We start from the raw sequence: 26,681 nt of genomic DNA, 5'->3' as shown, positions 1-26,681 counted from the left end.
CACCCACGTCGCCGCGCCCGCCGGTGCCCGGATACGGTCGTCCTGTGCGGGAACGCGGCGAGGGCGGCGGTCGCCTGGGTGCCGGCGACCACGCGATCGTGCTCATCACCGGTATCCAGGCCGCGGGCAAGTCCACGGTCGCCCAGGCCCTGGCCGAACGCCTCCCCCGCTCCGTACACGTGCGCGGCGACGTGTTCCGCCGCATGGTGGTGCGTGGCCGCGCCGAGATGACCCCGGACGCCACCGAAGAGGCCGAACGCCAGCTCCGCCTGCGCTACCGCCTGACCGCGCAGGTCGCCGACGCCTACTTCGAGGCGGGCTTCACCGTCGTGGCCCAGGACGTCGTCCTCGGCCCCGACCTGACCGAGCTGACCGCGTCGATCCGCAACCGCCCCCTGCTCGTGGTCGTGCTCGCCCCCTCCCCGGCCGCGGTCGCCGCCCGCGAGTCCGAGCGCGCGAAGACCGCCTACACCGGCTGGACCGTGGAGGCTCTGGACGCCGGTCTGCGGCACCGGACCCCGCGGATCGGCCTGTGGCTGGACACCTCGGACCAGACCCCCACCGAGACGGTCGACGAGATCCTCACCCGAGCCTGGACGGAGGCGGCGATTTGAGCCCGACCGGCAGCGGCCACGACACCGGCGGTACGAGCGGGACCAACAGCACCGACCGCCCCGCGTCGTCCGCCGCCGCGCCGTCCGGATCCCGCGCGGCCGCCATCACCGCGTTTCACGCCGGCCTACACGGGCCGACGTGGCGGATCGCGGGCTGGGGCAGCGCCGACCTGCAGCGCGTGCGTTTCGAGGCCCTGCTGCGCGCGGCCGGCTACCGCGGCGGCTCAGTCCTCGACTGGGGCTGCGGCCCCGGCGACCTCTACTTCCACCTGTGCTCCGTGCACCTCCCCATGGACCTCCCCGTCGACTACACCGGCGTGGACCTCGAACCGCGCATGGTCGAGCTGGCCACGTCCCGCGGCGTCCCGAACGTCGCCCTGCTGCCCCCGGGCCGGATCCCACAGACCCCCCGGGGCCGCTACGACTACGTCTTCGCGAGCGGCATCTTCCAGTTCCCGGACCCGGAGGACCCCCTCTACTACCTCACCATCTTAGAACAGATGTACGACATTTCCCGGCGGGCGGTGGCCGTGAACTTCCTCAGCGCACAGCGCCCCGAGGCCGCCAGGGCACCGGACGAGCTCTACGTGGACCCGGTGGTGGCGGCCCGCTTCGCCGCCGCGCTGACCGACCGCTGGGTCCTCGACCACGGCTACCACCCGCAGGCGGGCGACTTCACGCTCGCCCTGCTCAAGTAGCACTCGGCAGCCGCGCCGCCACCAGGTCACCCGTGCGGGCTGTTAGCATTCCCGGCGTGGCAGACCGGCAGGGTCTCGGGCCGGTGCTCACCGTCCCGAACCTCATCAGCTTGATGCGCCTGCTCGGCGTGCCATTGTTCCTGTACCTGTTCCTCGCCACCGACGCGACGGGCTGGGCGATCACCGTGCTCGCCGTCGGCGGGCTGAGCGACTGGGTGGACGGGTTCGCGGCGCGGCGGCTCAAGCAGGTCAGCCGGCTGGGTGAGCTGCTCGACCCGCTCGCCGACCGGCTCTACATCCTGGCGACGCTGTTCGCGCTGACGTTCGAGCACGTCGTGCCGTGGTGGTTCACGATCGCGCTGCTCGCGCGCGAGGCCGTGATGGTGCTGTGCCTGGTCGTGCTGCGGCTGCTCGGCCACGGGCCGCCGCCGGTGCACTACGTGGGCAAGACCGCCACCGCGATCCTGCTCATGGGCTTCCCGATGATGCTGCTGGCGCACTTCAGCGAGGCGGCGCGATCGTGGGCGCTGCCCAGCGGCTGGGCCCTGCTGTGGTGGGGCATCGTGCTGTACTGGGTCGCCGCGGTCTTCTACTTCATCCAGGCGGCCGTCCACGTGCGCGCCGGACGCGCCACGGCCGCCGGGGTGCCGTGACCGGTCCGCGGCGAAGCGGCACCCAGCATCGAGCAGCCGACGAGCGAAGCGAGGAGGGCGCGTGACCTCGCCCCGCCGCGACGATCTGCTCGGCGAGCTGTTCCGCAACCCGCTCGACCCCGGGTACACGGCCGCGGCCGCCCGCCGCGGGGACGCCGCGCCGCCGCGGTCCGGGCGCTGGCTGACGGCCGCGGCGATGCTCGCCATCGGCTTGCTGCTCGCCGTCGCCTATCACCAGGTGGTCGCCGCCGCGCCGGGCACCACGAAGGCCCGCGAAGACCTGGCGGCCGACGTCCGCTCGCGCCAGCGCACCGCCGACGAGTTGCAGCGGCGCGCCGCGGAGCTACGCGCCCAGGTCGACCAGGCCCGCGACGACGCGCTCGCCGGCGGCGACAACGCGTCGCGGCTGCGCGACCTCGCGGCCGGGACCGGCACGAGCAAGGTCACCGGCGACGGGGTCGCGGTGCGTGTCGTCGACGCGCCGGCGCAGGTCGACCCGGTGACCGGCCGTACCTCCGAGGAGAACCTCGGCCTGGTGCTCGACCGCGACCTGCAGGACATCACCAACGGGCTGTGGCAAAGTGGCGCCGAGGCGATCGCCGTGAACGGGCAGCGCCTGACGGCGACGAGCACGATCCGGACCGCCGGCGGCGTGATCCTGGTCGACTTCCGGCCGGTGACCAGCCCCTACGAGGTCACCGCGATCGGGCCGCCGGACATCACCGACACCTTCGGCCGGTCCGTCACCGCCAAGCGCTTCAAGCGCTACGTCGACGAGTACCGGATGCAGTTCAGCGTGAAGAAGCGCACGAAGCTGACCCTCCCCGCGGCCGACGAGCCGCCGCTGCGTTACGCCAGAACCCCCTCGCCCTCTCCCTCTGGAGGTCCCTCGCGATGATCGCCGTGATCGCCCTGGCCATCGGGGTCGCAGCCGGCATCTTCCTCGAACCGACCGTGCCACCGGGGCTGGCGCCGTACCTGCCGATCGCCGTGGTCGCGGCGCTCGACGCGATGTTCGGCGGGGTCCGGGCCAAGCTCGACGGGATCTTCGACGACAAGCAGTTCGTCGTGTCGTTCGTGTCCAACGTGCTGGTGGCCGGGCTCATCGTGTACCTCGGCGACAAGCTCGGGGTCGGCGGGCAGCTCTCCACGGGGGTGGTGGTCGTGCTCGGCGTGCGGATCTTCGGCAACGTGGCGGCGATCCGGCGTCACCTGTTCCGGGCCTGAGGCGGGAAGAGCCGCAACGGTGAAGAAACCGGCCAACCTCGTCATCGCCGTCCTGGTCGCGCTGCTCGGCTTCGCCGTGGCGGTGCAGTTCAAGGCGGGCGGCTCCGACGCCGCGCTGTCCTCCGCCCGGCCGGAGGACCTCGTGCGGATCCTCTCCGACCTCGACGCCCAGCAGGAGCGGATGCGCGGCGCGATCAGCGACCTCGAGGACACGCAGCGGCAGCTCGACTCGGGCGCGCAGGGCCGCGACGCCGCGCTCGCCGACGCCCGCAAGCGCGCCGACGAGCTGGGGATCCTCGCGGGCACGCTGCCGGCCGAGGGGCCGGGGCTACGGATCGACCTCATGCAGGGTACCGAGGCGATAAAGTCCGAAACGGTCCTCGACGCCATCGAGGAACTGCGCGGCGCCGGCGCCGAGGCGATGCAGATCGCCGGGGCGGGCGGGCCGGCGGTGCGCATCGTCGCCTCCACGTACTTCGTGGACGGCCCGGACGGGGGCCGCCTCGTGGTCGGGGGGACGACGCTCGCCGCGCCCTATACGATCACCGTCATCGGAGGTCCGGACACCATGCGGACGGCGCTGAACATCCCGGGAGGGGTCGTGGACAGCGTTCGCCAGCACGGCGGTACGGTTTCCGTGCACGAAGCGGATCCGGTGCACGTGACAGCGCTGCACACTGCCGGTGCGTTGCAATACGCCAAGCCCGCCTGACGAAGAAGGACTCCACGTGATTCCCGAGGATCTGCGGTACACCGCCGAGCACGAGTGGCTCGCCCCAGCCGGCGAGGGCACGTTCAAGGTCGGTATCACGCATTTCGCACAGGACTCCCTGGGCGACATCGTGTTCGTGCAGCTGCCCGAGGCCGGCTCCGCCTACCAGGCCGGCGACGCGATCGGCGAGGTCGAGTCGACCAAGAGCGTGTCGGAGATCTACGCGCCGGTCTCCGGCGAGGTCATCGCGGTGAACGCGGCGCTGGAGGGCTCGCCCGAGCTCGTCAACTCCGACCCGTACGGCGAGGGCTGGCTGGTCGAGCTCAAGGTGTCCGACCCGGCCGCGGTCGACGCCCTGCTCGACGCCAAGGCCTACGGTGAACTGACCGTCGGCTGACCCCCCGAAGTTCCGCCAGTCCATTTGCCGCGCGTCCGGTTGACCCGATATTTCGGGCGTGACTAGGCTCGCCAAGTCAACCGTATGCGTTCTCGGCATTCTGATGCATCCTTCCTATGCATCGTGGAATGCAGCCGGTAGACACCGACATACGACCGTGAGGTGGTTCGATGACGCGCCCAGACGACGAGTTCCCCCCGCTCGACGTCACGTCCACGCTCAACCTTGGCGCCATTGAGGATGCCATCGAGGGGCCGGACACTGACATGGTCCCCACCCGCATGTCGGGTTCGCTGCCGCCTGGCACCGCTCTGCTCGCGGTCCGCCGCGGTCCGAACGCCGGCGCGCGCTTCCTGCTCGACCATGACGTGACGACGAGCGGCCGGCACCCTGACAGTGACATCTTCCTCGACGACGTGACGGTCTCGCGCCGCCACGCCGAGTTCCACCGCGAGGGCGGCACCTTCACGGTGCGCGACGTCGGCAGCCTCAACGGCACCTACGTCAACCGGGAGCGTGTCGAGGCCGCCACGCTCAGCAATGGCGACGAGGTCCAGATCGGCAAGTTCCGCCTCGTATTCGTGGCAGGACCGCGCCCCGACGAAAGCTGAGGCGATGACGGCGTCGGCGGCCGCCTGGAACTCTGCCACCCCGGGTGAGGATCTCACCCGGGGTGAGCGTCTCATGAGCATCGGCGAGGTCCTCGCGCACCTGCGCGGCGACTTCCCCGACGTCACCATCTCCAAGCTGCGATTCCTGGAGACGGAAGGGCTCGTCGAGCCGCGGCGCACCCCGGCCGGGTATCGCAAGTACACGTGGACGGACGTCGCCCGGCTCCGCTACGTGCTGACCGCCCAGCGTGACCAGTACCTCCCGCTTCGCGTCATTCGCGAGCACCTGGCCACGATGCGGGAGCCCCTCACCGAGGTCTCCGCGGTGGCACCGCAGGAGCCCCCCTCCGAGATCCGGCTCACCCGCGACGAACTGCTGACCAAGACCGGGCTGACCGACCCCGGGCTTAAGGCGCTGGAGGATCACGGCCTGCTCAGACCCCGCCCCGGCAGCGGCTACGACGCCGACGCCCTGGAGGTCGCGACCGCCGCGGCCCGCCTGGCGGAGTTCGGCCTCGAGCCGCGGCACCTGCGCGCGTACCGGGCCGCCGCCGATCGCGAGATCGGCCTGTTCAGCCAGCTCATCACCCCGATGACCAGACAGAACGGCCCAGCGGGCCGCGCCCGCGCGGCCGACACCGTGCACGAACTCGCCGCGCTCACCCAGCGCGTGCACGCCGCCCTGGTCCGCGCGGGCCTGCGGGAAATCCTGGGCAAGTAGCCGATTTCCACTCCGGTCCCCGCGGGCGATCTTCACCACTCGGCACATCACACCGGCCGTGCGAGTGGCACGACTGCGGTGGTGTCCGTGTAACGTGCAGGGAGAGGCAAAGTCGACACGGAGGCGGCGGCAGTGCGAGAGCTGAATGTGGTCGGGGTTCGCGTGGAGCTGCCTACCAATCAGCCCATCGTGTTGCTCAAGGAGGTCGACGGCGACCGCTACCTGCCGATCTGGATCGGCGCGGTGGAGGCGACCGCGATCGCCTATGAGCAACAGGGGGTCAAGCCGGCCCGGCCGCTCACCCACGACCTGATGCGCGACATGCTGGCAGCCTTGAAGGCACCGCTGCACGCCGTCGAGATCGTGGAGATGCGCGACAACATCTTCTACGCCGAGCTCGTCATCGGCGAAAACGTCCGGGTCTCGGCCCGCCCGAGCGACTCGATCGCTCTGGCCCTGCGCGTCGGCGCCCCGATCCGCTGCGCCGACCAGGTCCTGACCGAGGCCGCGATCGTCATCCCGGACGAGCAGGAGGACGAGGTCGAGAAGTTCCGCGAGTTCCTGGAGCAGGTCCGCCCGGAGGACTTCGCCGGCTGACCGGCCCTCCCGCAGAGGACGGCCACGGCACCCGCCCCGGGCGGGCAGCTCTTGGTAGCCGCGGTTGAGCAGATCACGGCGCCATCGGCCTGCCTCCGACCTTCGCGCTTCGCCATGCGCCGCGCGCTCCACCGTCCCCTCAGGACGCACCCTGGCGCCTCACCCTTCAAGCCGGCGGCGGAGCGACGCAGCCCGGCCGCGCCCGCCTCACGATCGCCTTAGCGGCATCTTCGGCCCGGCCGTGGGGGGCCGTGCCGTCAGGCGTTCTGGGGGATCATCGGGGTGATTCGCGGTCACCAGGTGGTTCCCCCTTTCCGGGCTCGCGGTTCACCCGGGTAAGTTCCGCGACGCCGCGCGCCGGGAGGCGGCTCGCCGGGTAGCGTCGAACACGGGTCGCCGTTCGCCAGCGGTGGACCCCTGCCGTCCGCTGGCGCGCGCAAGATTCACGCACCGGCGCGCGGCGTGTCGCGGCGTTACTTCCCCATTGACTCTCAAGGTGCGCTATAGGGTTGCGGGTGTTGACGCTGGAGGTGGGTCGCAATGCAACAGCCGCCCGATCCCGGGACATCCGGTCATGCCCCTGAGCGCGCCCAGGTGACGCCCTCGCACACGGGTTCACGCACAGCCTCCGGCACCGCGACGACCGCCGCCGGACCGGGCATCGCCGAGGCCGAGGACGTCGGCTACCGCGGCCCGACCGCCTGCCACGCCGCCGGCATCAGCTACCGCCAGCTCGACTACTGGGCGCGCACCGGCCTCGTCGTCCCCTCCGTGCGCGACGCCGCCGGCTCCGGCAGCCAGCGCCTCTACTCGTTCCGCGACATCGTCGTGCTCAAGGTCGTCAAGCGCCTCCTCGACGCCGGTGTCTCCCTCCAGAACATCCGCAAGGCGATCGACACCCTGCGCTCCCGCGGCGTCGGCGACCTCGCCGAGATCACGCTCATCTCCGACGGGACCACCGTCTACGAGTGCCGCTCCCCCGAAGAGGTCGTCGACCTCCTCCAGGGCGGCCAGGGCGTCTTCGGCATCGCGATCTCCGGCGCGTTCAAGGAGATCGAGGGCACCCTGTCGCACCTGCCCGCCGAGGCCGCCACCACGGGCGAGGAACTCCCCGCGCCCCTGGCCACCGGCGCCGGCACCAGCACCGACGAGGCCTTCGCCGCTGGCGACGAGCTCGCCATGCGCCGGGCCCGCCGCCGCGCCGGCTGACACATGGTGTCGTCGTAAGCTCCTGTTCGTGACCTTCCACGGCTGGCCGGTCGAGGCGCTGGAGTTCTACGACGGGCTCGAGGCGGACAACTCGAAGACGTACTGGACCGCGCACAAGGCGATCTACGAGGAGCAGGTGCGCGGCCCGATGACGCAGCTGCTCGCCGAGCTCGAGGCCGAGTTCGGGCCGGCGAAGATCTTCCGTCCGTACCGCGACGTGCGCTTCAGCGCCGACAAGTCCCCGTACAAGACGTCGTGCTCGGCATCGTTCGAGCGCGGCGGATACATCCAGCTGACGGCGCACGGCCTGGCCGCGGGCGCCGGCGCGTACATGATGGACTCGGCCCGCCTGGCCCGCTACCGCCAGGCCGTCGCCGACGACCTCACCGGCGAGCGGCTGGCCGTCATCGTCGCCGGCCTGGAGGCGCGCGGCTGGTCGGTCACCTCGCGCGAGCAGCTCAAGTCGGTGCCACGCGGCTTCGACAGGGAGCACCCTCGGGCCGGACTGCTGCGGCACAAGGGCCTGATCGCGTGGCACCAGTTCCCGCTGAAGCCCTGGCTGGGCACGGCGAAGGCCCGCACCCACGTGGAGGAGTTCCTCCGCGGCTGCCGCCCGCTGCAGGACTGGCTGGCCACGCACGCCGCCCAGCCGTAGCGCGATTTTCGGGCCGGCGGAGGCCACGATCAGCGGTGGTGGGTTCGCCCAGACCGGCAACGAGTGGCGCAGCAATCTACATCGTCCACAGGAGTCACGATGACGGTTACTGAAATTGATCTTGACGATGACGCGCTGGCCGAGGCGATGCGACTATCTGGCGCGCGGAGCAAGAAGGAGACGGTGAACCTCGCGTTGCGCGAGTTTGCAGCTCGGCATCGCCGCATCGCGGCGCTCGATCACTACGTCGCCGCAGCTCAAGCCTGGGATTACGAGGGGTGGCAGGAAATGCGCTCGGCCGGCAAGGCGCCCGCTGCGTGATGCGCTACCTGGCGGACTCGTCGGCCCTGTAACGACTGCTGCGCGACCCAACGTGCGAGCCGGTTGGACTGACGTGGTCTCTGATCATGCGATCGGATCGTGCAAGCCCCAACGCACCGAGTTCGCTCGACGAGTACGAACAGTTGACATCCTTCCCGCCTAAAAGGCGGGGAGTCCCGTGGTCGCCCGTAGGTTTTCCTGCTTCGCCGCCGGTTGCCCCGTCCGGGAGGATTCCCGTTGACGGCGTGGCAGTGGGTCGAGTCGGCGCAGTACCGCCTGCTGCGAGCCGGGGCACATCGAGCGCTGTCCTGCGTAGATCTCCTGCTCTGCGCTTGTGCGGCCATCCGCGGACTCGTGGTCCTGCACGACGACAACGACTTCGTGGCTGCCGCCCGGCACCTGCCGGACCTCGCCGAACGACGGGTGCACTCGCTACCTGAGTTCACGTGATCCATTACGGCCGGCTGCAGGTCAGTCGGCGCCAGCCAGCGCCATGTGGCAAGCGAGGTCAGCGGCGCTCCACCGCGGCCATCACCACGTCGAACGGGGCAGCGGCGGCCCTTGCGGCGGCGTCTCGGTCGGCGGCCTCGCGGGCGGCGGCGTCCGTCGTCCACGGGTTGCCCTCGGCGGCCATCGCCGCCCTCGCCGCGTCGGCGCCGGCCTGCCAGGCCGCCTCCTCGGCCGCGGCGCGGACCAGGCTGGACGGGCGTTCCCCGACCGGGACGCGCGGGGGGTCGGCGAGCAGGTTGCCCGGCGGCACGAGGACGACCGGCAGGCCGCTGTCCAGCACGGCGGCCTGGCGGCGGGCCTCGAAGGCCGGGGACTCGTCCACCGCGGCGCCGTAGACGGCGGCGGTGCGTGCCGCGATCGCGTGCCAGGAGTGGCGCTCGCGGACCATCCGGCGCGCTCGGGAGGCGAGGGACTGGGCGAACATCGGGTCCTGCAGGAGGGCGCCGACGGCGTCGGCCAGGCCGTCGGGGTCGCCGGCGGGGAAGCGGACGCCGGTGACGCCGTGCTCGACGATCGAGGCCAGGCCGCCGGTGGAGGCGACCACGAGTGCGGCGCCCGAGGCGGCGGCCTCCAGGGCCACCGTGCCGGTCGGCTCGTAGCGGCTCGGCATGACGAAGGCGTCCGCGGCGGCCAGGACGGCGGCGAGGGTGCGCTGGTCGAGGGTGCCGGGGAAGGAGACCGCGCGGTGCAGCTTGAGGCGGCGGGCCTCCTCGATGAGGGTGCCGCGGTAGTCGCCGTCGCCGACGACGACGGCGCGGGTGCCGGGGTGGCGCTCGCGGATCGCGGGCATGGCGGCGAGGAGGTCCTGCACGCCCTTCTCGGCGATCAGGCGGCCGGCGGAGACCAGCAGCGGGCCCTCGCCGGCGAAGCGCAGGCGCGCGGAGAGCACGGCGCGGGGCCCGGCGGTCCAGACGTCCGGGTCGATGCCGTTGGGCACGACGTCGACGCGCTCGGCGGAGACGTCGAAGAGGTGCTGGACCTCCCAGCGCAGGTATTCGCTCGGCACGATGACGCGGCACGCCTCCGAGCCCAGCCACCACTCGACCGAGTGCACGCTGCGGCTCGTCTCGCCGGGCAGGTAGCCCTGGTGCCGGCCCGCCTCCGTGGCCTGCAGCGTGGCGACGAACGGGATGCCGAAGTGCTCCTTGAGGGTGACGGCGGCGTGTGTGACGAGCCAGTCGTGGGCGTGGATCACCTCGTAGCCCGAGGCGGGGGCGGATCGGATCGCGGCCTCTGCCAGCAGGTGGTTGACGGCCATGGTGTGACCGAGGCCGGTGTCGTCGAACGGCGGCGGCGCGCTGGCCCGGACCACCCGGACGCCGCCGGACGTCTCGTTCGCGGGCGCGCCGGCCTGGTGCCGGCTGACCACCGTGACCTCGTGGCCACCCGCGACGAGGGCCGCCGACAATGCGGCGATACGGCCCTGGCGGGCGTCTAGTGCTTCACTCGACGGAAAATCCCAGGCGATCATCAATACGCGCATGGCGGATACCTCTCGTCGCCAACTGTCACCGTAGCGCGTTCCGGCGGGTGCGCGGACGGGCTTCGCGGGCCAATTTCGTTTTCTCCACCGGCGAATCCCCGTTCGCCGTTGGTTGCAAGTTGCAGTTCTGCCTGATCACTGCGCGGGCGTGCAGGACCGCGGCGACCGAGCGGGCCGAGAACGGCGTCCCGGTCGGGCGGTGGGGTGCGTCACCCTCCGCGATCTCGCTGACCGACCCGAGACCGCACTCGCCCAGATGTGCCTCGACCGCGCTCAGCAGCGCGTCAGCCGAACGGCCGGCGGAGCGCAGCGTGTCGGCGTACGGCCCGAGCCACCACGGCCACACCGTCCCCTGGTGGTACGCGCTGTCCCGGGCGCACACGCCGCCACGATGGGCACCGCAGTACCCGTATTCGCCCGCGGGAAGCGTCCGCAGCCCCAGCGGCGTGAGCAGTTCGGCGCCGACGGCCCGCAGCACGTTGTCGCGCAGGTGCGCCTCGTCGGCGGCGGGGGCATACGGCAGGCTGAACGCCAGCAGCTGGTTGGGCCGCAGCACCGAGTCGTCGTGCACCCCGCTGCCGCCCTTCGGGTAGGGCGCGGGGCCGGCGTCGGCGACGTCGAAGAGCCAGCCGTCGGGGGCCCGGAAGCGCTTGACGAACTGGGCCCGGACCGCGTCGCGGCGCGCGTGGACGACGGAGGCGTCCCGGCCGCACCGCTCCCGCAGCGCGGCGACGGCGCCGAGCGCGTTGGCCCACAGGGCGTTGAGCTCCACCGGTTTGCCGTCGCGCGGGGTCACCGCCTTGGGCGGGCCGTCCCCGCGGGGCTCCGGCTGGTCGGCCTGGGCGCCCGGGCCCTGGGGCAGCCGCGCGTTCATCCAGGTGAGGCCGGCGTGCTCGGCGTCGAGCGCGAGCAGGCCGTCGAGGGGGTCCACGCTCACGCCGTCGCGGGTGCCCTTGGTGTACGCCGCGACGACCCCCTCGACGGCGGGTAGCAGTTCCCGGGCCAGCTGCTCGTCACCGGTGCGGGCGACGTGGCGCTCGACGGCGTGGACGTACCACAGCGGCCCGTCGGCGTCCTCGAGCGTCTCCTGCCGCATCCGCACGCCCAGCGCGGCGTGCTCCCGCAGCAGCCGGCGGCCCTCGGCGAAGCGGCCGGTGTGCAGGAACAGGCCCTCGTAGGCGGTCATCGTGTCGCGCAGGTAGCTGCCCAGCCACGGATACCCGGCGATCACCGCGGGCGCGTCGCCGGCCGAGACGATGAACTGGTCGGCGGCGAGCGCGAGCAGCCGGTCGGCGGTGCCGCGGGCGCCGGCCTGGCGTATCAGCTTGCGGGCGCGGCGGCGGGCCGCGTCGACGACGGCGGGACCCGGCGGCAGGGGCGAGTCGAGCCCGTCCGAGCAGGCGGTGACGGTGAGCGTCTCGCCGGGGCGAAGGGTGTCCTCGAACGTGCCGGCGGCCCAGAGGTCCTCGACGGGGTTGAGCCCGCGGGCGGCCTCCTCGCGGTGGTAGGCGTCGTGGTACCACTGCCCGATCGGCTTCCAGCCGGGACCGTCGAGGCGGTAGGCCCCGTGCTCCAGGACGGTGCCGTCCATGGTGAGGCCGGGACCGTCGTGAGAGCGCTCGGCATCGGCGTCCCGCCAGGTGCACAGCGCCGTCAGCGTGAGACGGACCGAGGCGCCCGGCGGCGCGGCGACGAGCCGGTGCACGACCGCCACCGCGTTGCGCCCGTACGGCATCGCGATCTCGCGCTCCAGGACGTACTCGCCGATCCGCCAGCGCCAGCGCGGCACCGAATCCGTGATGTCGAACGATTCCAGGAGATGGTGTCCGGCCGGGTCCAGCGCGCCGGAGGCCCACTCGTGCACGGCGAGGCGGGCGTCGGGGCGGCCGGGGATGCTCAGCACCGGGTCGAGACCGGCGAGCGCGACGCGGCGCCGCGGCGTGACGAGCAGCGCGTGGTAGCGGCGCGTGCGCAGCCCCGCGATCGTGCCGGTCGCGTATCCCCCGAGACCGTCGGTCACCAGCCATTCGGACTCGAATCCGGCCGGCGTGCTACAGGCATGGGGGCCGAAGGTCATCACCGATCCTGGGGGCATGTGCCCAACTATGATCCAATCCCCCTTGTTTGAAACGCGCGCCACGGCTGAATTCGCCTGAGGTTCATCCCGAATCCCTGTCGGAAATCCGACCGCGGGCCGGGCACGATTCATTATTGGGTGCGGGGGGCATATACGAGTCGGCTTCACGCGTACCCGGGCGTGAACTTTCGACGCACGTAACACCGTGGCCACGGGGTCGGCCGTTCACCGCGGCGCCGAGCGACGACTCAGGAGCGAGCATGCAGGTCTGGCCGGGCAACCGGTATCCGCTGGGGGCGACCTACGACGGGCAGGGGACCAACTTCGCCATCTTCAGCGAGGTGGCCGATTCGGTGCAGCTGTGCCTCTTCGACGAACACGACAACGAGGAGCGCGTCAGGCTGGTCGAGGTCGACGCGTTCGTGTGGCACGCGTACCTGCCGGGTGTCGAGCCGGGGCAGCGCTACGGCTTCCGCGTCCACGGGCCGTACGAACCCACCCGGGGGCTGCGGTGCAACCCCAACAAGCTGCTGCTGGACCCGTACGCCAAGGCGATCGACGGCGACATCAACTGGGATCCCGCGGTGTACGGCTACGACTTCAACGACCCGGAGCGGATGTCGACGGCCGACTCGGCGCCGTTCATGCCGAAGGCGGTCGTCGTGAACCCGTACTTCGACTGGGGCAACGACGCCGCCCCGCGCGTGGGGTACCACCACACCGTGGTCTACGAGGCGCACGTGAAGGGCCTGACCATGCGTCACCCGGACGTGCCCGAGGAGCTGCGGGGCACGTACGCCGGCATCGCCCACCCGGTGATCGTCGAGCACCTCAAGCGCCTGGGCATCACGGCCCTGGAGCTGCTGCCGGTGCACCACTTCGTGCACGACCAGCGCCTCGTCGAGCTCGGGCTGTCGAACTACTGGGGCTACAACACGATCGGCTTCTTCGCCCCGTACCACGGCTACGCCCGCCGCCACCGCGGCCAGCAGGTGCAGGAGTTCCGCGGTATGGTCAAGGCGCTGCACGCGGCCGGCATCGAGGTCATCCTCGACGTGGTCTACAACCACACGGCCGAGGGCAACCATCTCGGACCGACGCTGAGCTTCCGGGGCCTGGACAACGGCCACTACTACAAGCTCGACGACGACGACAACCGCTACTACACCGACTACACGGGCACCGGCAACAGCCTCAACGTGCGTAACCCGCACTCGCTGCAGCTGGTGATGGACTCGCTGCGCTACTGGGTCACGCAGATGCGCGTCGACGGGTTCCGCTTCGACCTCGCCTCCACCCTCGCGCGGGAGTTCTACGAGGTGGACCGCCTGTCCACCTTCTTCGAGGTGGTACAGCAGGATCCGGTCGTCAACCAGGTGAAGCTGATCGCCGAGCCCTGGGACGTCGGCCCCGGCGGCTACCAGGTCGGCAACTTCCCGCCGCTGTGGACGGAGTGGAACGGCCGCTTCCGCGACACCGTGCGCGACTTCTGGCGCGGCGAGCCGGCGACGCTGGGCGAGTTCGCCTCGCGCATCTGCGGCTCCGCCGACCTCTACCAGGACGACGGCCGCCGCCCGTTCGCCAGCATCAACTTCGTCACCTGCCACGACGGCTTCACGCTCAACGACCTCGTCTCCTACAACGACAAGCACAACGAGGCCAACACCGAGGACAACCGCGACGGGGAGAGCTACAACCGCTCCTGGAACTGCGGGGTCGAGGGGCCCAGCGACGACCCGGCGATCAGCTCGCTGCGGGCCAAGCAGCGGCGCAACTTCCTCACCACGCTGATGCTGTCGCAGGGCGTGCCGATGATCTGCGCCGGCGACGAGCTGGGCCGCACCCAGGGCGGCAACAACAACGCCTACTGCCAGGACAACGAGATCAGCTGGATCGACTGGCACACGGTCGACGAGCAGCTGCTCGCGTTCGCGCGGGGTCTGGCGCTGTTCCGGGAGCGGCACCGGGTCTTCCGCCGGCGCCGGTTCTTCACCGGCCGGCCGGTCGCCCGCGCCGAGGGCACGCCGATCCCGGACGTGGCCTGGTTCGCCACCGACGGGCGGCAGATGACCGAGGAGGACTGGGACAACCACTTCGGCAAGGCGCTGATGCTGTTCGTCAACGGCGAGTCCATCACCGAGCGCGGCTCGCACGGCGAGCGGCACGTCGACGACTCGTTCCTGCTGTGCTTCAACGCCCACTCCGACCCGCTGGACTTCGTGGTCCCGCCGCAGGAGTACGGCAAGGAGTGGGAACTGGTGATCGCGACCGCCACCGGCCCGGCCCGCGACAGCGGCTCCTACCCCGCCGGCGGGACGATCACGGTGCCGGACCGGTCCGTCGTCGTGCTCGACCGCACCGCATGACCAGCCCCTCACGCCCCTCGGGCACCTACCGGGTGCAGGTCCGGCCGGACTTCGATCTGGACACGACCGCGGGGCTGGCGGGATACCTGCGCGACCTCGGCGCGAGCCACCTGTACTCGGCGCCGCTGCTGGCCGCGACGCCCGGCTCGCCGCACGGCTATGACGTCGTCGACCCGCGGCTGGTCAGCTCGCAGCTGGGCGGCGCGGCGGCCCTCGACCGGCTCGTGGCGGCGCTGCGCGCGCGGGGGCTCGGCCTCGTCGCCGACATCGTGCCCAACCACATGGGGCTGTTCCAGCCGGCCGCCAATCCGATGTGGTGGGACGTGCTCAAGCACGGCCGCGGCAGCCGGTACGCCGGCTGGTTCGACATCGACTGGGAGACGGGCCCGCTCGTCGTGCCGGTGCTCGGCTCGCCGTCGCTGGATGACCTGCGCGTCGACGGGGACGAGCTGCGGTACTTCGAGCACCGCTTCCCGATCGCGGAGGGCACCGGCGCGGGCACGCCCCAGCAGGTCCACGGGCGCCAGCACTACCGGCTGGTCTGCTGGCGCGAGGGTAACGAGCGGCTCAACTACCGGCGGTTCTTCGCCGTCACCGAGCTCGCGGGCGTGCGCGTCGAGGACCCGGCCGTCTTCGCGGCCACGCACGCGGAGATCCTGCGCTGGGTGCGCGAGGGCCTGGTCGACGGCATCCGGGTCGACCACCCCGACGGGCTGCGCGACCCCGGCGGCTATCTGGCGCGGCTGCGCGCGGCCGCGCCGGACACGTGGCTGGTGGTGGAGAAGATCCTGGAGCGCGGCGAGGCGCTGCCGCCGCAGTGGCCGGTCGACGGCACCACCGGCTACGACGCGCTGGCCGAGGTGTGCGGCCTGTTCATCGACCCGGCGTCCCCGCCCGCTCCCGAGACGCCGTGGGCCGACGAGGCCCACGAGCGCAAGCTGGACGTGCTGCGCCGCCTCTTCCCGGCGGAGCTGCACCGCCTGGCCCGCCTGATCGGCCCTGAGGGACCGGACGACGTCGAGGACGCGCTGTCCCAGCTGGCGGCGAACTTCGACATCTATCGAACCTATCTGCCGTACGGCCGCGAGGTCTTCGACCAGGCCGCGGACCGGGCCCGGCAGCAGCGCCCCGACCTGGCCGCCACGATCGACGCGCTCGCCCCGCGGCTCACGGACCCGCACGACGAGCTGTGCCCGCGCTTCCAGCAGCTCACCGGCGCCGTCATGGCCAAGGGCGTGGAGGACACCGCGATGTACCGCTGGAACCGGTTCATCGCCCTGAACGAGGTCGGCGGCGACCCGTCGCGCTACGGGGTCGCGCCGGAGGAGTTCCACGAGGCCGCCGCGCACCGCCACCGGCGGTGGCCGGCCGGCATGACCACCCTGTCCACGCACGACACGAAGCGCGGCGAGGACGTGCGGGCCCGCCTGGCGGTGCTCAGCGAGGTCGCCGCCGAGTGGGCCGCGCTCCAGCGGGGCTGGCGCGCGCTCGCCCCGCTGCCCGACCCGTCGTTCGCGGCGCTGTTCTGGCAGACCGTGGTGGGCGTCTGGCCCGCCGAGCCGGAGCGGCTGCGGCGGTACTTCACCAAGGCCGCCCGCGAGGCGAACCGCTGCACGTCGTGGGAGGCGCCGGACGCGGCGTTCGAGGACGCCGTGGAGGCGGCCCTGGCGCGGGTCTTCGCCGACGGGGAGCTGCGCGACGAGGTGGCGGCGTTCGCGGCCCGGATCACGCCGTTCGGCTGGAGCAACTCGCTGGGTCAGAAGCTGGTGCAGCTGAGCATGCCCGGCGTCCCCGACGTGTACCAGGGCACCGAGCTGTGGGAGGACTCCCTGGTCGACCCGGACAACCGCCGCCCGGTCGACTTCGCCGGGCGCCGCGACCTGCTCGCCGCGCTCGACGCGGCCGCGGCGGCCGGGCCCGCGCTGCCGCCCGTGGACGTCTCCGGCGCGGCGAAGCTGCTCGTCGTCAGCCGCGCGCTGCGGCTGCGCCGGGACCGGCCGGAGCTGTTCGGCGGCTACCGGCCGGTGACCGCGGCCGGCTCGGCCGAGCGGCACGTGGTGGCGTTCGACCGGGGCGGGGCGCTGAGCGTCGCCACCCGGCTGCCGGTGGGGCTTGCGGCCGGCGGCGGCTGGGGCGACACCGAGCTGAAGCTGCCCGGCGGCGACTGGACCGATGTCCTGACCGGGCGGGCGGTGGCGTCCCCGGCGCTCGGCGACGTGCTCGCCGCCTATCCGGTCGCACTGCTGGTGAGGAGCTGACATGGAGTTCCGGGTCTGGGCGCCGTCCGCGCGCCGGGTCGTGCTGCACAGCGGCGGCGAGGCCATCCCCATGACGGCCGAGGGCCAGTGGTGGGTCGCCGAGCACGCCGCCGCGGGCCACGGCACCGACTACGGCTTCGCCCTCGACGACGACGAGCGGGTGCTGCCCGACCCGCGCTCGCGCCGACAGCCGGACGGGGTGCACGGGCGCAGCCGCGTCTACGAGCACGACCGCTACGCGTGGGGCGACGCGGCCTGGACCGGCCGGCAGTTGCCCGGCAGCGTGATCTACGAGTTGCACGTCGGCACGTTCACCCCGGCCGGGACGTTCGATGGGGCGATCGAGCGGCTGCCGTACCTCAAGGATCTCGGCGTCGACCTGGTCGAGCTGCTGCCGGTGAACACCTTCAACGGCGAGCACAACTGGGGCTACGACGGTGTGGGCTGGCACGCCGTGCAGGAGAGCTACGGCGGCCCCGACGGCCTGAAGCGCTTCGTCGACGCCGCGCACCGAGCCGGCCTCGGGGTGATCATCGACGCCGTCTACAACCACTTCGGCCCCTCCGGGGCGTACGCGCCGGCGTTCGGCCCGTACCTGTCGGCGGGCGCGAACACGTGGGGCCGCTCCCCCAACCTCGACGAGGCCGACTCCGGCGAGGTGCGCCGGTTCATCGTCGACAGCGCGCTGCAGTGGCTGCGCGACTACCACGCCGACGGGCTGCGCCTCGACGCCGTGCACGCGCTCGTCGATCGGGGCGCGACGCACCTGCTGGAGGAACTCGCGGTCGAGGTCGGCGCGCTGGCATGCGCGCTGGGCCGGCCGCTGTCGCTGATCGCCGAATCCGACCTCAACGACGCCAGGCTGATCACCGCGCGGGAGGGCGGCGGCTACGGGCTGGACGCCCAGTGGAACGACGACGTCCACCACGCGCTGCACGCGATGCTGACCGGCGAGCGGCAGGGGTACTACGGCGACTTCGGGTCCCCGGAGTGCTTCAAGACCGTGTGGGAGTCGGCGTTCTTCCACGCCGGCACGTGGTCGTCGTTCCGCCGCCGGGTACACGGCCGGCCGGTCGACCGGGAGCGCATCCCCGGCCACCGGTTCGTGGTGTGCCTGCAGAACCACGACCAGGTCGGCAACCGGGCCATCGGGGACCGGCTCACCGCCACGCTGTCGCCGGGCCTGTTGCGCGTCGGCGCGACGCTGCTGCTGACCTCACCGTTCACGCCGATGCTGTTCATGGGTGAGGAGTTCGCGGCCCGCACCCCGTGGCAGTTCTTCACCAGCCACCCGGAGCCGGCGCTCGCGGCGGCGGTCGGCCGGGGCCGGCGGGAGGAGTTCGCCGCGCACGGCTGGCCGCCGGGGGACGTGCCCGACCCGCAGGACCCGCAGACGTACGTCCGCTCGCACCTGGACTGGGCGGCGATGGACACCGACATGCTGGCGCTCTACCGGCGGCTGATCGCGCTGCGCAAGCGGCTGCCCGGCCTGAGCGACCCGCGGCTCTCCCGGGTGCACGTCGCCCACGACGACGGGGTGCTGCGCATCCGCCGCGGCGAGCGGATCGTGGTGGCCAACCTGACGCCCGATCCGCGCACGGTGCCGCTGCAGGCCGAGCGCCTGCTGTTCGCCACGGATGAGTCGGCGCTGCTGCAGGCGGGCCTGCTCACGCTGCCCGGGGAGTCGGCCGCGATCGTGTGACGATCCGGCGTTCTTGACAGCGATCCCCGTGAAGTGCTTAGGTAACCAAGAGGTTAGATAACCACTTGGTTAGGTATGCCATGGGCTTAGGTATGTCATGACCGACGATCGGCTGAGCATGACGTTCGCGGCGCTCGCGGACCCCACCCGGCGCGCCATCCTGGCCCGGCTGGCCGAGGGCGAGGCGACGGTGAAGGAACTGTCCGCGCCGTTCGCGATGAGCGGGCCGGCGATCTCCAAGCACCTGCGGGTGCTGGAGCAGGCCGGGCTCATCTCGCGGGGCCGGGAGGCGCAATGGCGGCCGTGCCGGCTGGAGGCGGCGCCGCTCGCCGAGGTCGCCGCGTTCACCGCCGATTACCGGCGCTTCTGGGACTCCAGCTATGCGCGCCTGGACGCGTATCTGCAGTTCGTACAGGACGGTCTGCACCAAGACGAGACGGAGGAACCACGAGATGAGCGATGAGCTGGGCGTGACCGGGTTCGAGCTGGAGGGCGAGGACGGGGTGCGCATCACCCGGGTCGTGGCCGCGCCGCGGGACCTGGTGTTCCACGTGCACACCAGCCCGCGGCACGTGCCGAACTGGCTGCTCGGCCCGCCCGGCTGGACGATGCCGGTCTGCGAGATCGACCTGCGCCCCGGCGGCGCGTACCGCTACGTGTACCGGGCCGCCGACGGCGCCGAGATGACGATCGCCGGCACGTTCGAGGAGGTCGACCCGCCCGGCCGGCTCGTGAGCACCGAGGCGTGGAGCGGCGACTGGCCGGCGACCCGCAACACGGTCACGTTCACCGACCTCGGCGGCCGCACCAGGATCACCACCCGGGTCCGGTACGTCTCCCCCGCCGCCCGCGACGCCGCCGTGGCGAGCGGGATGCGTGAGGGCCTGGACGCCGGCTACGCGGGCCTGGACGCCTATCTCGCCGAGCAGGTCGGCGGGGCGTTCACGATGCGGCTGGAGCTCGTGCCGGTGCCGGTCAAGGACGTCGACGCCGCGCTCGCGTTCTACGCCGGCCGCCTCGGCTTCAACGTCGACCACGACGTGCGGCCCGGCGGCGGCGCCCGGGTCACGCAGCTGACCCCGCCCGGCTCGGCGTGCTCGATCGTGCTCTACAAGGACCTGCCAGGGCTGGACCTGCCGCCGGGCACGCTGCGCGGCCTGCACCTGGTCGTCGACGACGTGCGGCGGGCCCGCGCGGCGCTGCTGGCGCGCGGCGTGGACGCCGGCGAGGTGCAGGACCTCGGCGGCATCCTGTTCGTGCCATTCGCCGACCCGGACGGCAACACCTGGCTGCTGCAGGAGATCCCGCCCGCGCCCGGCCGCCCGGATGACGACGGCCTCGGCCGAACGGTCGCTGGCTGACGGACTTGACGGAGCCGGCTCAAGGCCGCGAGCCGAACAGCTCGGCGATGCGCAGCATGCGCGGGTCGGTGGTGAGCTCCTCCAGGGGCAGGGGCAGGGGGATCCGCCAGTTCGGGTACTGGCCGGTGGTGCCGGGCAGGTTCGGCTGGCGGGTCTCCCCGAGCACGTCGTACGGAGAGGCGAGCAGGATCCGGCACGGCGTGCGGGCCAGTAGCCGGTGCATGGCGAGCACGATGTCCTCGTCGGTGCTGTCCGGGCCGGTCAGCCCCTCGGCGTCGAGGAGATCGAGCAGGGCGGCGCGTTCCCTGCCGGCCGCCACCCACTCGTCACGCGCGTCGCCGCCGAGCACCCCGGCCTCAGCGCGGGCCAGCACGTGCTCGCCGGTGAGGAAGCCGGTCGCGGTCGGCAGGTCGTGGGTGGAGATGCTCGCCATCGCGTTCTCGGGCCACCGCTCGGGCGGCACGAACGCGCCGTCGTCGTCGCGGGTGAACCACAGCACGGCCGAGCCGAGGATGTTGCGCCGCCGCAGGGTGCTCGTGACGACGGGCTCGACGGTGCCGAGGTCCTCGCCGACCACGACGGCGCCGGCCCGCACCGCCTCCTCGATGAGCACGCCGAGCATCGCCTCGGCGTCGTAGTGCACGTAGGCGCCCTTGGCGGCGCCGTGGCCGGGCGGGATCCACCACAGCCGCCACAGCCCGGCCACGTGGTCGACGCGCAGGCCGCCGGCGTGGGCGAGGACGCCGCGCAGCAGGTCGCGGTAGGCGGCGTACCCGGTGGCGGCGAGCCGGTCGGGCCGCCAGGTCGCCAGCCCCCAGTCCTGGCCCTGCTGGTTGAACGCGTCCGGCGGTGCGCCGACCCGAGCACCCCGGGCGATGACGTCCTGCAGCGTCCAGGCGTCGGCGCCGCCAGGGTCGATGCCGACGGCGAGGTCGTGCACGATCCCGACCGCCATCCCGGCCGCGGCGGCGCCCGCCGCCTCGAGCTGCTCGGCGCAGCGGCGCTGCAGCCACACGTGGAACGCGACCCGCCGCGGGTCGGCCGCCGCGTACGCCGCCGGCCCGGGCCGGCGCAGCGGCTCGGGCCAGTCGCGCCAGTCGGCGCCGTGCACCTGCGCCAGGGCGGTGTACGTCGCGAAGTCCCGCAGCGCCGGCGCGACGTCCACGATCGGCGGCTCCGCCGCGGCGAACAGCAGCTCCAGCGCCGCGCGCTTGGCCCGCCACGCCTCGCCGTAGTCGACGAGATCGTCCGGCGCACCGGGCTCCTGGAGCGTGACGGGGCGCAGGGCGTCGACCCGGGCCCGCAGCTCGTCCGGCGCGGCCAGGTATTCCGGCAGGGCGGCGACGCGCAGGTAGAGCGGGTTGACGAACCGGCGCGAGGACGGCGAGTACGGCGAGGCCGGCATCTCCTCGACGGGCGCGACCGCGTGCAGCGGGTTGACCAGCACCGCCCCGGCGCCGGTGGACGCGGCCCAGCGGGCGAACTCGGCCAGGTCGGCGAAGTCGCCGACGCCCCAGGAGCCGGCGGAACGCATGCCGTACAGCTGGATCATCCATCCCCAGGTCCGCGGCGCCTCCGGCAGCGGGACCGGCGGCGCGGCGGCGGCCGGGGTGCCGGCGGCGCGGGGCTCGAGCAGGGCGACCACGGCCCGCACCACGTCCGGGTCGATGTCCACGCGCCGGTGGCCGGCCGTGGAGTACCAGGTGGCCACGCCGCGCGCGGCGGCCGCTTCGGTCAGTGCGGGGTCAGGTGACGACACGTGGCATTCATACCCTGGCGACGCGGTCGCGAAGCACCAGGCTCGGCACCGCCTCCGCTCCGACGAGCCACAGGGCCTGGCGCACGCCGCGCGGGCAGCGCACGACGGTGTGCCGGTGCGGCCGCGACGCGGCGAACCGGACGATGGTGCGGGCCCCGGCGACGTCGACGAAGCTCAGGTCGCTGGCGTCGAGCATGACGACGGAGTCCACACCGGCGACCAGCTCGAGGATCGAGGGCAGCGAGTCGCCGTTGGAGGCGTCGACCTGGCCGGTGAGCCGCAGATGGGCGCCCCAGCCGCCCAGGGTGAACCCCAGCAGCGGCCCCGGATGGACCGCGCCGATGCGATCGAGCAGGTCCTTGGCGAAGCGGCGCCGGTCGTACAGGCACAGGCCGGTGACGCGCGGGTCGCCGAAGAAGCGGTTCAACCTCGTCTCGTAGGTCATCAGGTCGGCGGGCGTGAATCCGGCGCGCAGCGCCCAGAGCATCTGCCCGGCGATGGCGACGGCGGGGTAGCCGGCCGCGAACGTCTCGTCTCGCAGCGCGCTCAGCATGGCCAGCGTCTCCGGCACGCCGAAGCCCGGCCCGCCGAACACCGACGGGCCCGCACCGGCCGCTTGACCGGCACTGAAACGCAGGACCGCGAACTGGCCGGGCGCGGCGCCGGCCGCGGCGGCCGCGACGACCCGCCCGAGGTCCGCGGCGTCGCTGTCCAGCAGGATCATCACACGCTGGCCGGCGGCGACGCCCCGCCGCACGAAGCCGGTCAGCAGGTCGCGGATCTCCTCGTCGGTGGAGTAGGCGAGGGTGACGTGCCGGCCGACGGACTCCGTCCCGAGTTCACGCCCCGCCCCCGCCTCCGGCATCCCACCACCCTACGACCCCGGGCGCGCCCCGTCGCCTGCGGCTACAGCCTCGGCGCCTCGGCGGCCGATGCGTCGGCCGATTCGTCGACAAGGCCGGCCGCGCCGACGATGAGCGGGTCCGGGGTGCCGACGAGATCGAAGTCCTTGTTGTCGTAGTCGAAGCGGCTCAGCACATGGCGCATCGCCTCGAGCCGGCCGCGCTTCTTGTCGTTGCTCTTGACCACGGTCCACGGCGCGTCGGCCGTGTCGGTGTAGAAGAACATCGCCTCCTTGGCCTCGGTGTACTCGTCCCACTTGTCCAGCGAGGCGAGGTCCATCGGGGACAGCTTCCACTGCCGGACCGGGTCGACCTGGCGGATGAGGAACCGGGTGCGCTGCTCGTTGCGCGACACCGAGAACCAGAACTTGACCAGCCGGATGCCGGAGCGGACCAGCATCCGCTCGAGCTCGGGGGCCTGGCGCATGAACTCGAGATACTCGGCGCGGGTGCAGAAGCCCATCACGCGCTCCACGCCGGCCCGGTTGTACCAGGACCGGTCGAACAGGACGATCTCGCCGGCCGCCGGCAGGTGCTGGACGTAGCGCTGGAAGTACCACTGCGTCAGCTCGCGCTCGCTGGGCTTCTCCAGCGCCACGACCCGGGCGCCGCGCGGGTTGAGGTGTTCCATGAACCGCTTGATCGTGCCGCCCTTGCCGGCCGCGTCGCGCCCCTCGAACAGCACCACGAGCCGCTCACCGCGCGCCTTGATCGTGTTCTGCAGCTTGAGCAGCTCGATCTGCAGCAGGCGCTTGGTGCGGTCGTACTCGGCGCGGGTCATCCGCTCGTCGTAGGGATAGTCCTCCCGCCACGTGTCGACCGGCTGCCCGTCCTTGCGCAGCAGCACCGGGTCGTCGTCATCGTCGTCCTCGACCAGGTAGTCGTCGAGCGAGAGTTCGGTCATGGGTGTTGTCGTACCCCAAGCCCCGGCGAATCACCACTGCCGGGGCTTGAACACTGCCTTACCACTCGTCACTGGTACCCGCGGATCTCCTTGAACGCCGCCGGCAGCGAGCCGGTGCGCGCGTCGAACGACTTGCCGCCCGTGAGGTCGGCAACCCTCTGCATCTGCGCGACGTTGCCCTCGCCGAACAGGATCGTGAACACCGGCACCCTCGGCAGCTGCGGTAGCCGCGCCTGGAATGCCTCGACGTTCGCCCCGGCGGTCAGTTCGCCGTCGGTGAGCAGCACGATCGAGGTGGACCGGTCGGGGTCCTCCTTGGCCAGGGCCGCCGTCTGGTCGTAGGCGACGAACAGGGCGTCGTAGATCGCGGTGTCACCGTTCGCGGCCAGGCCGCCGGCGTAGGAGCGGATCTGCTCGAGCGTGGGCTGGACGTCGCCCTCGGGCACGTCGAAGCGGCGGACCTGCCCGGGCTTGGTGCTGAAGGGCACCATGATCACCTGCTCGCGGCCGTTGAACCGGCTGAACTGCCCGGACAGGCTGGTGTCCGCGCCGGTGAGGCCGATGAGCGCGTTCTTGAGGCCCTGGATCCGCTCGCCCTTCATCGAGCCGGACAGGTCGAGCACGTAGATGGTGCGTGCGGGCTTGCGCAGGTCGTCGCCGAACGCGCCGATGAGGGCGTTGGCCGCCTCGAGCCGGCCCGGGAAGGGCAGCTCCGGCAGCGGGCCGCCCTTCGGCCCGAACTCGGGGGCGAGGGCCAGGTTCGGCAGCGCCGGCCGCCGCCACGTCTTCGCCATGATCTGCCGCTGCACGCTCGGCCGGCGCAGGTAGCCGGTGACGGCGGCGTAGTTCGTCTTCGTCTGCTCAGCTACCCCGGACACCCCGGCCAGCAGGGTCAGCGGGTAGTCGGCCGTGACGACGCCGTCGGCGGGGTACACGACGGTCATCGGCTCGCTCAGCCTGCCCGAGGCGTTGAGCGACAGGATCACCGACTCGTAGTTGACCAGCCCGTCGACGCCGTGGCCGGGCTGCTGCGCGGCCTGCTTGACCAACGCGTCGGCGAGCCAGCCGGACGAGCCGGCGGTGAGGTCCTGCCCGGCGAAGAAGGCCCGCAGCCGCGGGGTGAGCGGCGTGATCTGCTCGGCGGTGAGCGCGGCGCCGGTGCCGGCCATCGCCGCGGCGACGCCGACCAGCGCGGAGAAGCCGGAGTTGGAGCTGGCCGGGTTGGTCATGCCGTAGCTGAACTTGTGCTCGCCGGCGGCGACCGCGATCTCGCTCCAGGTGGGGCGGTGCTCGGTCCAGCCGAGCTTCGCCGCGACCGACTGGCGCAGGCCGAGCACGACCGGGGAGGTGGCGACCTTGGTCGCGGTGCCGATCTTGTCGCCGGCGCCGGGATGCAGCTGCAGGTAGCGGTTGCTGGCGAACCAGATGGCGTCGTACTGCTTGGCCGCGTTGCCGGACACGACGTTCTCGACGCCGTCGAGGGTGCCGGTGGCCTGCAGCCGCACGTCGACGCCGGTGGCCTGCTTCGCGTCGGCGAGGATGGGCTGCAGGTCGGCCAGTTCGCTGGAGGCGAGCACGCGCAGCGTGCCGGAGCCCTTCAGCAGCGGCCCCTCGCTCTCGGCCGGCTTCGCCGGGTCGCCCTTGGTCCCGCTGGTGCACGCGCCGAGCACGAGCGCCGCCGCGACGACGAACAGCAGGCCGGACTTCCTCACGACATTCTCTCCTCGAGCTTCGCCAGCAGGGTGTGCTGGGCCTTGTAGTCGGGGTCGGGCACGGCGCCGTCGATCGAGTCCGGCAGCGGCGCGTCGCCGGGGCGGACCTTGCCGAAGACCGGCGCGGTGAGCGTGGCGTCGGCGGTGCGGAAACCGTGCTTGGCGGCGAGGCGCTGCAGGTCGTGGTCGGTGGCCAGCAGCTTCGCGATCTCGACGCCGGCCTGGGTCAGCGGCACGATCGTGTGCTCGCACACGAGGGCCGGCGTGGGATACACCAGCGTCTGCCCGCCGGTGAGCCCGTCGTTGACGGCGTGGTCGACGAACTGGGCCTCGTAGACGAGCACCATCGGCGCGTAGTCGCGGCCGCTACGCAGGTAGCTCTCGAACGGCTCCTCGCTGGTGGAGTCGACCGCGCCCTGGTCGGTGAAGAGCTTGGTCACGGCGGTCAGGTCGCCCCCGGTGGCCCGGTCGAGCAGCACGGCGTACATCGCCGCGGAGTTGGAGTCCGCGGGCCGGGTGGTGGCGACCAGCACGTTGCGCGCGACGCGGTGGGCGGTGTTGCCCTGGATGTCGGTCCACTTGAGGTTGCGACGGTTGGCGTCGGCGAGGGCCTTGAGGTCCAGCCGCCACACGCCACCGGCGTCGCGAGCGGCCAGGTGCGCCGTCTGGAGCAGGTCGACGATCGGCACGAAGCTGGCGACCGCGAGCGGCGAGGAGAACACGACGACGTCGTCCCCGGCCGGGTTGCCGTGCTGGCGGATCTCGTCGGCGGCGGCCTTGCTGGCGGGGAACGCGAAGTCGTAGTCGGCCGTCCGGGTCGGCATCTGGCGGGAGCCGGCCGCGTCGGCGCGCACCGACCAGCCGTGCCGGGCGAGGACCTGGTGCACCTCGGGGTCGGCGAAGAACCGCGCCTTCTCGGAGCCGACGATCGCGCTGACCTGCCGGAGCTTTCCCGGGCCCTTTCCCGGGCCGAAGCCCGCGGAGCGGCCCAGCAGATGGCCGACGACCGCGCCGGCGACGACCAGGACGAGCACCAGGACGATCAGTGGACCGGTCCGTTTCACACCCAAATTCTGCACCCCGGCCACAACTCCCGGCAGTCAACATCCTGTTCGCCGGCCGTTAACCATGTCCACTATGGACGATCGCGCCACCGGCGCCACGGGTGTGCCGGATCCACGCGGAACGTGCCGTCTGACCGGCCGGTCGTCCCCGCCGACCGGTGGACGGCA

Annotated in this window: 26 protein-coding genes and 1 pseudogene; 20 read left to right on the top strand and 7 right to left on the bottom strand. The window is 72.4% G+C overall.

Going from position 1 to position 26,681, the window contains the following annotated elements:
- Positions 1–44: 44 nt before the first annotated feature.
- From AB0367_RS15025 to AB0367_RS14960, 14 genes are all read left to right on the top strand, one after another.
- Positions 45–614 carry an AAA family ATPase gene (locus tag AB0367_RS15025; RefSeq protein WP_366226859.1) on the top strand — a complete coding sequence of 190 codons (570 nt, stop codon included), beginning with the start codon at positions 45–47 and terminating at the stop codon, positions 612–614.
- Positions 611–1,312: a class I SAM-dependent methyltransferase gene (locus AB0367_RS15020; protein ID WP_366226858.1), complete on the top strand. Its 702-nt coding sequence runs from the start codon at positions 611–613 to the stop codon at positions 1,310–1,312. Before AB0367_RS15025 ends, AB0367_RS15020 begins: the two co-directional genes overlap by 4 nt.
- Before the next feature lie 56 nt (positions 1,313–1,368).
- On the top strand, positions 1,369–1,965 hold the full coding sequence (locus tag AB0367_RS15015) for a CDP-alcohol phosphatidyltransferase family protein (protein WP_366226857.1): 597 nt from the start codon (positions 1,369–1,371) through the stop codon (positions 1,963–1,965).
- Between the two features lie 61 nt (positions 1,966–2,026).
- On the top strand, positions 2,027–2,863 hold the full coding sequence (locus AB0367_RS15010) for a DUF881 domain-containing protein (protein WP_366226856.1): 837 nt from the start codon (positions 2,027–2,029) through the stop codon (positions 2,861–2,863).
- Positions 2,860–3,192, top strand: coding sequence for a small basic family protein (locus AB0367_RS15005; protein WP_366226855.1), 333 nt, complete (start codon positions 2,860–2,862; stop codon positions 3,190–3,192). The genes AB0367_RS15010 and AB0367_RS15005 overlap by 4 nt, the downstream gene beginning before the upstream one ends.
- Positions 3,193–3,211: 19 nt before the next feature.
- Positions 3,212–3,904: a DUF881 domain-containing protein gene (locus AB0367_RS15000; RefSeq protein WP_366226854.1), complete on the top strand. Its 693-nt coding sequence runs from the start codon at positions 3,212–3,214 to the stop codon at positions 3,902–3,904.
- Between the two features lie 16 nt (positions 3,905–3,920).
- Positions 3,921–4,301: a glycine cleavage system protein GcvH gene (gcvH, locus tag AB0367_RS14995; RefSeq protein WP_366226853.1), complete on the top strand. Its 381-nt coding sequence runs from the start codon at positions 3,921–3,923 to the stop codon at positions 4,299–4,301.
- Positions 4,302–4,471: 170 nt separating this feature from the next.
- Positions 4,472–4,912, top strand: a complete 441-nt coding sequence (locus AB0367_RS14990) for an FHA domain-containing protein (protein WP_350557121.1) — start codon at positions 4,472–4,474, stop codon at positions 4,910–4,912.
- Between the two features lie 4 nt (positions 4,913–4,916).
- Complete coding sequence (locus AB0367_RS14985; RefSeq protein ID WP_366226852.1) at positions 4,917–5,633, top strand: MerR family transcriptional regulator; 717 nt, start codon at positions 4,917–4,919, stop codon at positions 5,631–5,633.
- Between the two features lie 132 nt (positions 5,634–5,765).
- Positions 5,766–6,230 carry a bifunctional nuclease family protein gene (locus AB0367_RS14980; protein ID WP_350557117.1) on the top strand — a complete coding sequence of 155 codons (465 nt, stop codon included), beginning with the start codon at positions 5,766–5,768 and terminating at the stop codon, positions 6,228–6,230.
- Between the two features lie 540 nt (positions 6,231–6,770).
- Positions 6,771–7,439, top strand: a complete 669-nt coding sequence (locus AB0367_RS14975; RefSeq protein ID WP_366226851.1) for a MerR family transcriptional regulator — start codon at positions 6,771–6,773, stop codon at positions 7,437–7,439.
- A gap of 28 nt (positions 7,440–7,467) precedes the next feature.
- Positions 7,468–8,094, top strand: a complete 627-nt coding sequence (locus tag AB0367_RS14970; RefSeq protein WP_366226850.1) for a DUF2461 domain-containing protein — start codon at positions 7,468–7,470, stop codon at positions 8,092–8,094.
- Positions 8,095–8,193: 99 nt separating this feature from the next.
- Positions 8,194–8,415 carry a type II toxin-antitoxin system VapB family antitoxin gene (locus AB0367_RS14965; protein WP_366226849.1) on the top strand — a complete coding sequence of 74 codons (222 nt, stop codon included), beginning with the start codon at positions 8,194–8,196 and terminating at the stop codon, positions 8,413–8,415.
- A 237-nt stretch (positions 8,416–8,652) separates the two neighbouring features.
- On the top strand, positions 8,653–8,865 hold the full coding sequence (locus tag AB0367_RS14960) for a hypothetical protein (protein ID WP_366226848.1): 213 nt from the start codon (positions 8,653–8,655) through the stop codon (positions 8,863–8,865).
- Between the two features lie 58 nt (positions 8,866–8,923).
- Here AB0367_RS14960 and AB0367_RS14955 read toward each other — a convergent pair whose 3' ends face one another.
- A complete protein-coding gene (locus tag AB0367_RS14955) occupies positions 8,924–10,408 on the bottom strand; it encodes a glycosyltransferase family 4 protein (RefSeq protein WP_366226847.1) in 1,485 nt (494 codons plus the stop codon).
- Between the two features lie 25 nt (positions 10,409–10,433).
- Positions 10,434–12,485 (bottom strand): amylo-alpha-1,6-glucosidase, encoded by a 2,052-nt coding sequence (locus AB0367_RS14950; protein WP_366226846.1) that lies wholly within the window; start codon positions 12,483–12,485, stop codon positions 10,434–10,436.
- A 260-nt stretch (positions 12,486–12,745) separates the two neighbouring features.
- On the opposite strand from AB0367_RS14950, the gene glgX reads away from it, so the two are divergent.
- The 6 genes and pseudogenes from glgX to AB0367_RS14920 all read left to right on the top strand — a co-directional run bounded on the left by glgX (position 12,746) and on the right by AB0367_RS14920 (position 20,172).
- The gene (gene glgX, locus AB0367_RS14945) at positions 12,746–14,851 is read left to right on the top strand and encodes a glycogen debranching protein GlgX (RefSeq protein ID WP_366226845.1); all 2,106 of its coding nucleotides are present in this window, start codon (positions 12,746–12,748) and stop codon (positions 14,849–14,851) included.
- Positions 14,848–17,109, top strand: a complete 2,262-nt coding sequence (treY, locus tag AB0367_RS14940) for a malto-oligosyltrehalose synthase (RefSeq protein WP_366226844.1) — start codon at positions 14,848–14,850, stop codon at positions 17,107–17,109. Before glgX ends, treY begins: the two co-directional genes overlap by 4 nt.
- 1 nt (position 17,110) lies before the next feature.
- A complete protein-coding gene (gene treZ, locus AB0367_RS14935) occupies positions 17,111–18,811 on the top strand; it encodes a malto-oligosyltrehalose trehalohydrolase (RefSeq protein ID WP_366226843.1) in 1,701 nt (566 codons plus the stop codon).
- Positions 18,812–18,908: 97 nt separating this feature from the next.
- Entirely contained in the window at positions 18,909–19,274 is a 366-nt protein-coding gene (locus AB0367_RS14930) for a metalloregulator ArsR/SmtB family transcription factor (RefSeq protein ID WP_366226842.1), read from the top strand.
- Positions 19,192–19,719 (top strand): annotated as a pseudogene (locus AB0367_RS14925) (SRPBCC family protein); the annotation flags it as partial. The gene AB0367_RS14930 and the pseudogene AB0367_RS14925, both read left to right, overlap by 83 nt.
- Positions 19,720–19,758: 39 nt before the next feature.
- Positions 19,759–20,172 (top strand): VOC family protein, encoded by a 414-nt coding sequence (locus AB0367_RS14920; RefSeq protein WP_366227116.1) that lies wholly within the window; start codon positions 19,759–19,761, stop codon positions 20,170–20,172.
- Between the two features lie 19 nt (positions 20,173–20,191).
- Here AB0367_RS14920 and malQ read toward each other — a convergent pair whose 3' ends face one another.
- From malQ to AB0367_RS14895, 5 genes are all read right to left on the bottom strand, one after another.
- Entirely contained in the window at positions 20,192–21,931 is a 1,740-nt protein-coding gene (malQ, locus tag AB0367_RS14915) for a 4-alpha-glucanotransferase (RefSeq protein ID WP_366226841.1), read from the bottom strand.
- Positions 21,932–21,938: 7 nt separating this feature from the next.
- The gene (locus tag AB0367_RS14910; RefSeq protein ID WP_366226840.1) at positions 21,939–22,796 is read right to left on the bottom strand and encodes an MEDS domain-containing protein; all 858 of its coding nucleotides are present in this window, start codon (positions 22,794–22,796) and stop codon (positions 21,939–21,941) included.
- A 41-nt stretch (positions 22,797–22,837) separates the two neighbouring features.
- The gene (gene ppk2, locus AB0367_RS14905; RefSeq protein ID WP_366226839.1) at positions 22,838–23,737 is read right to left on the bottom strand and encodes a polyphosphate kinase 2; all 900 of its coding nucleotides are present in this window, start codon (positions 23,735–23,737) and stop codon (positions 22,838–22,840) included.
- Between the two features lie 68 nt (positions 23,738–23,805).
- Positions 23,806–25,449 (bottom strand): VWA domain-containing protein, encoded by a 1,644-nt coding sequence (locus AB0367_RS14900; RefSeq protein WP_366226838.1) that lies wholly within the window; start codon positions 25,447–25,449, stop codon positions 23,806–23,808.
- A complete protein-coding gene (locus AB0367_RS14895; RefSeq protein WP_366226837.1) occupies positions 25,446–26,513 on the bottom strand; it encodes a hypothetical protein in 1,068 nt (355 codons plus the stop codon). Before AB0367_RS14895 ends, AB0367_RS14900 begins: the two co-directional genes overlap by 4 nt.
- Positions 26,514–26,681: the final 168 nt, after the last annotated feature.

The organism is Dactylosporangium sp. NPDC051484, assembly GCF_040689395.1.
Taxonomy (GTDB): Bacteria; Actinomycetota; Actinomycetes; order Mycobacteriales; family Micromonosporaceae; genus Dactylosporangium.
Note: the sequence above shows the minus strand (reverse complement) of the source record. Positions and strands in the feature narration are given on the sequence as shown.

Excerpts from the sequence above, each read along its gene's own strand:
- AB0367_RS15005 (WP_366226855.1), top strand. The coding sequence starts at position 2,860 with ATGATCGCCGTGATCGCCCTGGCCATCGGGGTCGCAGCCGGCATCTTC.
- AB0367_RS14990 (WP_350557121.1), top strand. The coding sequence starts at position 4,472 with ATGACGCGCCCAGACGACGAGTTCCCCCCGCTCGACGTCACGTCCACG.
- AB0367_RS14985 (WP_366226852.1), top strand. The coding sequence starts at position 4,917 with ATGACGGCGTCGGCGGCCGCCTGGAACTCTGCCACCCCGGGTGAGGAT.
- AB0367_RS14975 (WP_366226851.1), top strand. The coding sequence starts at position 6,771 with ATGCAACAGCCGCCCGATCCCGGGACATCCGGTCATGCCCCTGAGCGC.
- AB0367_RS14965 (WP_366226849.1), top strand. The coding sequence starts at position 8,194 with ATGACGGTTACTGAAATTGATCTTGACGATGACGCGCTGGCCGAGGCG.
- AB0367_RS14955 (WP_366226847.1), bottom strand. The coding sequence starts at position 10,408 with ATGCGCGTATTGATGATCGCCTGGGATTTTCCGTCGAGTGAAGCACTA.
- AB0367_RS14950 (WP_366226846.1), bottom strand. The coding sequence starts at position 12,485 with ATGACCTTCGGCCCCCATGCCTGTAGCACGCCGGCCGGATTCGAGTCC.
- glgX (WP_366226845.1), top strand. The coding sequence starts at position 12,746 with ATGCAGGTCTGGCCGGGCAACCGGTATCCGCTGGGGGCGACCTACGAC.
- treY (WP_366226844.1), top strand. The coding sequence starts at position 14,848 with ATGACCAGCCCCTCACGCCCCTCGGGCACCTACCGGGTGCAGGTCCGG.
- treZ (WP_366226843.1), top strand. The coding sequence starts at position 17,111 with ATGGAGTTCCGGGTCTGGGCGCCGTCCGCGCGCCGGGTCGTGCTGCAC.
- AB0367_RS14930 (WP_366226842.1), top strand. The coding sequence starts at position 18,909 with ATGACCGACGATCGGCTGAGCATGACGTTCGCGGCGCTCGCGGACCCC.
- AB0367_RS14920 (WP_366227116.1), top strand. The coding sequence starts at position 19,759 with ATGCGGCTGGAGCTCGTGCCGGTGCCGGTCAAGGACGTCGACGCCGCG.
- AB0367_RS14910 (WP_366226840.1), bottom strand. The coding sequence starts at position 22,796 with ATGCCGGAGGCGGGGGCGGGGCGTGAACTCGGGACGGAGTCCGTCGGC.
- ppk2 (WP_366226839.1), bottom strand. The coding sequence starts at position 23,737 with ATGACCGAACTCTCGCTCGACGACTACCTGGTCGAGGACGACGATGAC.